The following is an 8,743-nucleotide window of genomic DNA, read 5'->3' on the forward strand; positions in this document are numbered from 1 at the left end:
CAATGCCTCCTCTGTCCATAAACTTAACAAAATCGACAGTAATTCTTGCTTTATTTGGAGTTGTTCCTCCTTGCTGACCTTGATTTGGATCACTGGTACCTTCACCAACCTGACCAATAACTGAAGTTATAAGACTGTTTTCTCCATTAACTTCATATTTTTTTAAATAATCTTGAATTTTATTTTCAACTTCAATAGAGAGTTCGTTTGTTTTTTCAATATCTGTTCCAATGGGATATTCTAAATAAACATATACTTGTTTTTGAGGTGTTTCTGTAAAATACTGCACTTTTGGCGGAAATGCTGCAAACAACATAAAAGCAAAAATTAATAAGCCAAAAGTAGCAACAAAGAAATAACCAGGTCTTCTTTTAAAAAGTACAAATTTTAAGGTTTTCTCGTACATAGTTTCTAACCTAGGCAAGAAAACTTTTTGAAACCACTCTGTTCCAGGAGTCAATAATTTGGTATTTATAACTCTTAATAATCCTGCTAAAACTAATAGTAAACCTAAAGCATTTAAGCCTCCAGATCCAGTAGTTAAACCTGCAATGATTAATAAAACACCAACTGCAAAAATTATGGAACTATATATTAAAATCTTTTTAAAATTAACTTCATCTTCTTTAATTTTCATATAAACCGAAGTTAGCATTGGGTTGATAACCAGAGCGACAAATAATGAAGATGATAATACTATAATTAATGTTATTGGTAAATAACGCATAAATTCTCCCATCATACCTGGCCAAAAGGCAATAGGTAAAAATGCGGCTAAAGTTGTTGCTGTAGAAGCAATAATTGGCATTGCAACTTCTCCAACACCATATTTTGCGGCATCTATGTTTGAATAGCCTTCATCTAATAATCTATATACATTTTCAACAACAACAATTCCATTATCTACCAACATTCCCAGTGCTATTACTAAAGAAAATAATACCATTGTATTTAAAGTAACGCCTAATGTATTTAAAATTATAAATGAAATAAACATAGATAAAGGAATGGCAATACCTACAAAAAGCGCATTTCTTATTCCAAGGAAAAATAGCAAAACTACAACCACCAAAAGAATCCCTAAAATAATGCTGTTTTCTAAATCAGCAACCATTGTTTTGGTATCGTTTGTTTGGTCGTTTGTTTTAGAAATATTTAAGTTTGAAGGAAAATAGTTTTCTTGAGCGTCTGCAATAATTTTATCTATTTGCGTAGATGCATTTATTAAATTTTCACCACCTCTTTTAGTAACATCTAACATTACTACAGGCTGAGAAAATTCACGTGCATAGCTTTGTTTCTCTTGCTCTTTAAAGTTTACGTGTGCAATATCTCTCAGGTAAACTATATTTTCATTTTCCTGTTTTACAATGATATCTTCAATTTCTTCGGCGGATTTAAACTCTCCAATAATTCTAACATTTCTTCGAATTCCGTTTTCTAATAAATCTCCACCAGAAATGGTCATATTCTCATTTTGAATAGCCATTGCAATGTCATTAAAGCTGATTTTAGAAATTTCCATTTTGTATAAATCAACACTAATTTCAATTTCTTTATCTTGAATACCGCGGATATCAACTTTAGAAATTTCTGCAACTTTTTCAATTTCATCTTCTAAATACTCTCCATATTCTTTAAGTTGATCCATAGAAAAATCTCCCGATAAGTTAATATTCATTATCGGAATTAATTCAGCAAAATTCATTTCTTGAACTGTTGGATCTGCTGGTAAATCTGTTGGAAAATCTTTATCAGATTTTGCGGCATCAACCTTATCTTTAACTTTACGTAAGGCTTCAGTTGGTGAAACGCTAAAATCAAATTCTACTTGAATGGATGAAAAACCTTCAATAGAGGTAGAAATTATTTCTTCAACTCCAGAAATACCATTTATTTCTTTTTCTAACGGTCTGGTAATTAGTTTTTCAATATCTAATGCGGAGTTTCCAGGATACGGAGTTGCCACATAAATTTGAGGTACAACAATTTCTGGAAAAGATTCTCTTGGCATACTTTGGTACGAAAATATACCTGCCAAAAAAATCATTCCTATAATTACAAACACAGTCATTTTATTACTAATTGACCATGTTGAGAGTTTAAACTCTTTTAATACTTTGCTCATTTTAATGTCTGTTAGTTAAATGATTTTATTTTGTACGTATTTCAACAATATCTCCTTCTTTTATAAGTCGTGCTCCGGCATTTGCCAATAGATCATTTTCTTTAATTCCTTCAGTTACAAACACATTATGATGGTATTCGTTCGCTATTGTAATTAAAGATTTTACTATTTTATTTTGGCCCTCTTCTTTTTTAATTATGTAAACATAATCTGCTCCAGTTTGATCTTGTTGCACCAAATTTGAAGGAATTTTAATTCCTGTAGCCTCAAAATCTAAGATTTTTAAATCGGCCAATAAGTTTGGTTTTATACTTTGATCTTTATTTGAAATATTGATTCTTGTTTTAAAACTTCTATTATCCGGATTTATATAATGCCCAATTTGAGCAATTTCGGAAGTTATTTCTTTATTAATTGATGGGAAATTTAAAATAGCTTCTGTGCCAACTTTAATTACAGGTAAATAAGATTCTGTAATGTCTGCTTCAACATAAACTTTATCTAAGTTTATTAAGCGGATAACAGGCATTTGCGGATTGGTAAGCTCTCCGTTTTTAGGATAAATTACATCAACAATTCCACTGAAAGGAGCTGTAATTTTCATTTTACGAGCCTGAGTTTTAATGGAAGCTAAGTTATTTTCTAAACTTTCTTTTTGTGCTTTTGCCTGTAAATATTGCATTTCTGAACCAATCTTTTGATTCCAAAGTCTTTCTTGGCGTTCAAAAGTAGTTTTTGCTAAACTTAATTGTGTGTTTAGTTCATCCATACTGTTTTTTATAGAAGTATCGTCTAATTGAATTAACAATTGTCCGGCTGAAACTTTCTGACCTTCTTTTACTAAAATTGAGTTTACAGTACCACCTAATTCTGGTCGAATTTCAATGTTTTTATCTGCTTGTACCACACCTTGTATTTCAATATAATGTTTAAAAACGTCGTTTTTAACGGTAAAAGCTGTTACAATTGGTAGTTTTTTATTAGGATCTATTTTAGCAATTTCGCTTTCAATAATCTTTAATTTAGTATTTAAACTATCAAGTTGATTTGTTATAATTAAACGTTGTGAATTCAACTCTTCTAATGAAGATTTTTTAGTTTCTTCTCCACAAGAAATTGTTACAATAGTTGCTATAATTAATGCTATATATTTTTTCATTTTTAATTTATTTAGTTGATTGAGATGTTTAATGCGTTGTCTAATGCAGCTTTATTAGCAATTACATTTAGCATTGCTTGTAAATAATTTTGTTGCATTGTGTACAATTGTCTTTGCGCTTCGGTTAATTCAAAACTAGTAGAAATTCCTTCAAAAAATTTAACTTCTTGCTTTTTTTCAATGCGTTCTGCCAGTGCTAAATTTTGTTTAGAAGTTTCTAATTCTTCCAAACTATAATTGTATTCAGTTTTAGCCGATTCTAATTGAAGCAATAGTTTTTGTTCGGTTTCTGTTAAATTAGTTCGTGCTTTTTCTAGTTCAATTTTAGCCTGTTGCGTTCGGGAACTTCTAGCCAAACTGCTAAAAATCGGAATGTTTAAGCTCACTCCTAAAAGCGAAGAATCGAACCATTTTTGTTCCTTTTTTAAGAAATCGAAATTCTGACCAAAACCTGCGTATCCAAAATTTACAAAACTACTTAATGTAGGTAAAGCTTTACTTTGTTCGAGTTTTACAAAAAGCTCATTAGATTTTTCGGTGTTTTTAGCAATTTTAAAATCTATATGATTTTCTAGTGTTAATTCCGAAGAAAGCAAGCCTAAATCTATATTTTCTTTTGAAAGATTATTTAGAGTATCAGATAATAAAATAATTTTATTAATGTCTAAACCTAAGGTTATATTTAACATTTTATAAGCAATGCTTTTTAACTTTTGGGTTTTAGATAACTGACTTTTTACAGTTGCAAGTGTAATTTGAAGCTGTTCTACGTTTTCTTCTTCAGTAAAACCATTTAAATAAATTTGCTTGGTTTCTTTTAAGTTTTTTTCTAAAGTAGCAATGTTTTTTTCTAAAATTAGAATACTTTCTTCGCTTAATAAAACATTTCCATAAGCGTTAATTACTGCTTCTCTAATACCAAGTTCTGTTTTTTCTTTAGCATTTTCAGAAATTTGTAAATACACTTTAGCGGATTGTAACCCTACTAAATAAGATCCATCAAAAATTAATTGATTTAAAGTTGCTGTGGCATTCATATTTTGTTTTGTGCCAAAAGCAACTTCAGCAAATTCACCTTCAACACCACCAAAAAATTCGGCTGGAATTAAAGATACCTGTTGTTTAATCCAGTTTTGATACTCTATAGTTGCACTTACTTGAGGCAACCCAATTGTAGTTGTTTCCCATTTTTTCTTTTTTGCCGCTTCAATATCTCTGGAGGCATTTATTGCCGAATAACTGTTTTCTATTGCATAATTTATGGCCTCTTCCAAAGAAAGCGTTATACTTTCTTGTGCATTTAAATTAATATTAAGCAGTAGTGCAAAAATTATTAATATACTTTTTTTCATTATTTAACTGAGTTTTTTTCTAATTGTTCTTCTAAAATTTTTAATCCCTTTAATGTGGCAATTGCTCTAATATGATATTCAAGTGCTTTTAGTTCTAATCTATTAATTGTGTTTTTGTTATAGGTATAAAGATTTGTGTCGTGAACACTTAGCATTAACGAAAAATAAAATTTTGTGGTTAATTCTTTATCTAAATTTTTTCTATATAAACCTTCAAAAATTCCTTTCTCAATATTTTGTAAAATGCAATTTTTAAACATTGCAAATTCATCCTTCATAATTTTAGCGTACGTTTCCGGATAGTATTTCTGAAGCTGATACATTGGAGAATTATCTGAATTTTTAAATAGCTCTGAGAAAATTTTTTTAATCTCAAAGTTTTCCTGAATAGCATTAAAGCCTTTACTGCAAACAATCAAAACAGTTTTGTGCATACTTTCATGAAGATAACTAATAGCACTATCTACAAGTTCAACTTTGTTTTTAAAATGTTTGTAGATTGTTTTTTTTGAGATCCCTAAATCATTTGCAATATCGTCCATAGTAACACTTTTAAAGCCATACTTTAAAAATGTTTCACCAGCCTTTTTTAAAATTAATTCTTTCATATTATGATACTTTTTTTGTAAAAAAGCGAGTGCAAATATAACAAAGGAAACTTTAGATACCAAAAAAGTTTCTTAAGTTTTAACAATTTTATAACGTTCAAAAAAATAAATCAATTATAAAAAGTTACTTCAAAGGTGTATTTTTACAAAAAAATAGAATTTACATGAATATAGTTGAAACATATAAGGAAGAATTTATTAGTTATTTAAATAAAAAAGTAACAATAAAGGAGCCAGAAAATTTATATGCACCAATACATTATATTTTGCAAATTGGAGGTAAGCGATTACGTCCAATTTTAACAATAATGACGTGCGATTTGTTTGAAGGAAATACCAAAGATGCTTATGATGCAGCTTTGGCGATAGAGCTTTTTCATAATTTCACATTAATACATGACGATATTATGGACAGTGCTCCAATAAGAAGGGGCAAAATAACTGTACATGAAAAATGGGATATAAATACTGGAATTTTATCGGGTGATGCTATGATGATTTTGGCTTCACAATGTTTTAATAAATACGAACCAGAACTTTTTAAAAAATTAACTCTTTTATTTAATAAAACTGCTTTAGAGGTTTGCGAAGGACAACAATTAGATATCGATTTTGAAACAAGAAACAATGTTACTATTGCCGAATATATTAAAATGATAACCTATAAAACCTCAGTTTTGGTTGCTGCAGCAATGGAAATGGGTGCAATTATTGCAAATGTTGAAAAAAATGAAGCTGAAAAGATCTATAATTTCGGATTGAACTTAGGAATTGCTTTTCAATTACAAGACGACTTTTTAGATACTTTTGGTGATGCTGCAACTTTTGGTAAACAAATTGGTGGTGATATTTTAGAGCATAAAAAAACTTTTTTGTATTTAAAAGCATTGGAAGTTTGTGATAAAACTGAAAAAGAAAAATTGTTGAGCTTTTATAACACTAAAATTAATTCTGAAACTAAAATAAAAGGAGTTACGGATCTTTTTAATAGAAATAAAATTGCGGAGATTACTACAAAAGAAATAGAAACTTATACGCAAAAGGCATTTACAATTCTTAAAACGTTAGCTATTCAAGAAAGTAAAAAAGACCAATTAAAAAACTTTGGATTGAGTTTAATGAAACGCAGTATTTAATGTTAAAACCTCAAAATTCTTTAGAATTATTAAAACTTGTTAAATCGGGGAATTTAGTTGTAAAGTTGATTGAACAACTTAATAAAGATTTTCAATTAAGCGGTGTGTCTAAAAAATTTGATAAAAGTTGTCCAATAGAAAAATTAAATAAAGAACTGACAGAAACAATCTTAAATTTAATTCAATTTAAATACGACGATTATTTAAATGTAATGTATAGAGTTGATGTTTCTGAAAAAGATTTGGCTACAATTAGCAATAATGATTTAATTTCTACTGTAAATCAAATTTCGTTTCTTATTCTAAAAAGAGAGTTTCAAAAAGTTTGGTTAAAACAAAATTACAAGTAACAGTTGAGTTATTTAAACTTTCAAATTTTAACTGAATATTTGGGAATCAAAAAGTTAATAGAATCATTAAAAATAAAATTTATTTAATTTTTTAAAAATTGTACAAAAGAGTTGTACATAAAATAAAAAGTAGTAATTTTGCACCCAGTTTTAGGTCCCATAGCTCAGCTGGTTAGAGCACCTGACTCATAATCAGGGGGTCCTTGGTTCGAGCCCAAGTGGGACCACCTTAAACCTCATAATCGTTTGATTATGAGGTTTTATTTTGTAAGAAGGTAATTTAGTGATGGTATTTGTGACACTTACTAATGTAATTTTCTCCAAAACATTTAAAATTAAATTATGAAGGTAGAGCGAATAGCACCAATTATTGCAATCTATTTTTTTGCTACTTCATTTGTTTTTATCTTTTTAAGTCTTATTTAGTTTAAATAAAAGTTAAAATAAAAGGAACTAAAAAAGGCACAATAATAGTTAATACAACGCCACTAAAAACGGCTATAATTGCCCATTCTTTTCCAGTACTTTCTGAAATAATAGGCAAACAGGTATCCATTGAGGTAGCTCCACCAGAAGCAATACCTGCTAGTTTGCCAAAATATTTTACAAAAAAGGGTGTTACTAAAAGCGTAATTATTTCTCTGGAGATATTAGACAATAAGGCAATAACACCTAAAGTTTCTCCGCTAATTTCTGTTATAAATATAGATGACAAACTATAGTATCCAAATCCCGCTCCAATAGCCATAGCTTCCGCAATACTAATTTCAGAAATTAAAAAGGATATTGCTGCTGCTCCAAGTAATGAACCTATAACAACACAAAGGGGGACTAGTATAATTTTAATTTTTGTTTTACGAATTACGCTTAGTGCGTTATTATCTGCCCCAATACCAATACCTACAAAAAACATTAAAGCATATAATGAATATTTGGAAAAATCATTTTCTATCAAAAAATCTGGTAAGAATTTGTATAGGCCTAAAACTACACCTAAAATAAACATTAAAAGTATGATGATGCTATTTTTCATTTTTTTGAATAAAGAATAATTTATAAGTGATGTACGCAAAAATAAGGCTTCCCAATACAGCTCCAAAAGTGATTAAAATAGCTTGTAAACCAATGTTGGTCATATTAGAAACAATTGTTTTATTTAAACCAACACCAATTCCTAAAAGGAATAATAGCATGTAAATAATGAGTGTTGTAGCCTTATTTGAAATTAAAATGAATTTGATTTTATTTCGGAGAACATATCCAATAATTAAACCAATTGTCATTAAAAGTAATACTGGGATCATATTATTTAGGGTTATTATATGAATTTTTAGAGAAACGCTTTAGAATACTAAAAGTAATTGGTTATATTTTTTGAACTATTTTTTTATTGATGGTTGAATCGTAAATGAGTAATTGTAATTTTTATTCGCTGAAATCATATATTCTGGATGCGGTAATCTTCCCCAGGATGTATCACCACCAACACCCATCTGTAAAAAATCAATATTCCATTGATTGGTTTTACCAATTTTAATGTCTGCGCCGTGTTTTTTAGTTACAGGCACTAACCCAGATGCCGATTTTATGGCGTCACCACTATTAAAATCAAGCTCTTGCATAGTAAAAGGCCAAACGCTGGTATTTAATAATTGTTCTGAGGTTACTTTTAAAGTCATATTTTCAGAAGCTAATTTCATCCATCTAACATCCGTTTTATTTCCCGTTTCTTGTGGTCGTAGATAACGATGGAATTGCGCTTCAATTTTTCCTGAATACACTCCGGTTTTAACGCCCGTTTTTCTGTCCCAATAACTTTCATCGGGACCATTTCCATACCAAGATACCTCTGTAAAATTGTTTGGAATTGTAATATATATTCCTATTCTTGGTATGTTAGGCAACTCTTTTTTATTTGGACTAAAGGCATAATCTATTTTTAAATTTCCATTATTTGAAATTAAATAATTTATAAAAACAGTTGCTTCATTGTTTGGAAGAATGTATTGG

Annotated in this window: 8 protein-coding genes, 1 tRNA gene and 1 pseudogene; 3 read left to right on the forward strand and 7 right to left on the reverse strand. The window is 29.1% G+C overall.

The window, feature by feature from the left end; translation table 11 throughout:
• The 4 genes from AB1Z17_RS06035 to AB1Z17_RS06050 all read right to left on the reverse strand — a co-directional run.
• A partial coding sequence (locus AB1Z17_RS06035; RefSeq protein ID WP_368050894.1) for an efflux RND transporter permease subunit occupies positions 1-2,128 on the reverse strand: 2,128 nt, incomplete at its 3' end.
• A gap of 25 nt (positions 2,129-2,153) precedes the next feature.
• Positions 2,154-3,287, reverse strand: a complete 1,134-nt coding sequence (locus AB1Z17_RS06040) for an efflux RND transporter periplasmic adaptor subunit (RefSeq protein ID WP_368050895.1) — start codon at positions 3,285-3,287, stop codon at positions 2,154-2,156.
• 11 nt (positions 3,288-3,298) lie between these two features.
• Positions 3,299-4,639, reverse strand: coding sequence for a TolC family protein (locus tag AB1Z17_RS06045; RefSeq protein ID WP_368050896.1), 1,341 nt, complete (start codon positions 4,637-4,639; stop codon positions 3,299-3,301).
• A complete protein-coding gene (locus AB1Z17_RS06050; protein WP_368050897.1) occupies positions 4,639-5,247 on the reverse strand; it encodes a TetR/AcrR family transcriptional regulator in 609 nt (202 codons plus the stop codon). The genes AB1Z17_RS06045 and AB1Z17_RS06050 overlap by 1 nt, the downstream gene beginning before the upstream one ends.
• Before the next feature lie 164 nt (positions 5,248-5,411).
• On the opposite strand from AB1Z17_RS06050, the gene AB1Z17_RS06055 reads away from it, so the two are divergent.
• From AB1Z17_RS06055 to AB1Z17_RS06065, 3 genes are all read left to right on the forward strand, one after another.
• Positions 5,412-6,383 (forward strand): polyprenyl synthetase family protein, encoded by a 972-nt coding sequence (locus AB1Z17_RS06055; RefSeq protein ID WP_368050898.1) that lies wholly within the window; start codon positions 5,412-5,414, stop codon positions 6,381-6,383.
• Positions 6,383-6,733 carry a hypothetical protein gene (locus tag AB1Z17_RS06060; RefSeq protein ID WP_368050899.1) on the forward strand — a complete coding sequence of 117 codons (351 nt, stop codon included), beginning with the start codon at positions 6,383-6,385 and terminating at the stop codon, positions 6,731-6,733. Before AB1Z17_RS06055 ends, AB1Z17_RS06060 begins: the two co-directional genes overlap by 1 nt.
• A 153-nt stretch (positions 6,734-6,886) precedes the next feature.
• A tRNA-Ile gene (locus AB1Z17_RS06065) sits at positions 6,887-6,960 on the forward strand.
• A gap of 200 nt (positions 6,961-7,160) precedes the next feature.
• On the opposite strand, the gene AB1Z17_RS06070 is transcribed toward AB1Z17_RS06065, so the two are convergent.
• The 3 genes and pseudogenes from AB1Z17_RS06070 to AB1Z17_RS06080 all read right to left on the reverse strand — a co-directional run.
• Complete coding sequence (locus AB1Z17_RS06070; protein ID WP_368050900.1) at positions 7,161-7,766, reverse strand: lysine exporter LysO family protein; 606 nt, start codon at positions 7,764-7,766, stop codon at positions 7,161-7,163.
• Entirely contained in the window at positions 7,756-8,037 is a 282-nt protein-coding gene (locus AB1Z17_RS06075; protein ID WP_368050901.1) for a LysO family transporter, read from the reverse strand. Before AB1Z17_RS06075 ends, AB1Z17_RS06070 begins: the two co-directional genes overlap by 11 nt.
• Before the next feature lie 75 nt (positions 8,038-8,112).
• Positions 8,113-8,743: pseudogene (locus AB1Z17_RS06080) on the reverse strand (beta-galactosidase); the annotation flags it as partial.

Source organism: Lutibacter sp. (assembly GCF_040883305.1).
Classification (GTDB): domain Bacteria; phylum Bacteroidota; class Bacteroidia; order Flavobacteriales; family Flavobacteriaceae; genus Lutibacter.

What these genes read in the sequence shown, in the direction of transcription:
- AB1Z17_RS06045 (WP_368050896.1), bottom strand. Translation starts at nt 4,639, where the DNA reads ATGAAAAAAAGTATATTAATAATTTTTGCACTACTGCTTAATATTAAT.
- AB1Z17_RS06070 (WP_368050900.1), bottom strand. Translation starts at nt 7,766, where the DNA reads ATGAAAAATAGCATCATCATACTTTTAATGTTTATTTTAGGTGTAGTT.
- AB1Z17_RS06040 (WP_368050895.1), bottom strand. Translation starts at nt 3,287, where the DNA reads ATGAAAAAATATATAGCATTAATTATAGCAACTATTGTAACAATTTCT.
- AB1Z17_RS06060 (WP_368050899.1), top strand. Translation starts at nt 6,383, where the DNA reads ATGTTAAAACCTCAAAATTCTTTAGAATTATTAAAACTTGTTAAATCG.
- AB1Z17_RS06050 (WP_368050897.1), bottom strand. Translation starts at nt 5,247, where the DNA reads ATGAAAGAATTAATTTTAAAAAAGGCTGGTGAAACATTTTTAAAGTAT.
- AB1Z17_RS06055 (WP_368050898.1), top strand. Translation starts at nt 5,412, where the DNA reads ATGAATATAGTTGAAACATATAAGGAAGAATTTATTAGTTATTTAAAT.
- AB1Z17_RS06075 (WP_368050901.1), bottom strand. Translation starts at nt 8,037, where the DNA reads ATGATCCCAGTATTACTTTTAATGACAATTGGTTTAATTATTGGATAT.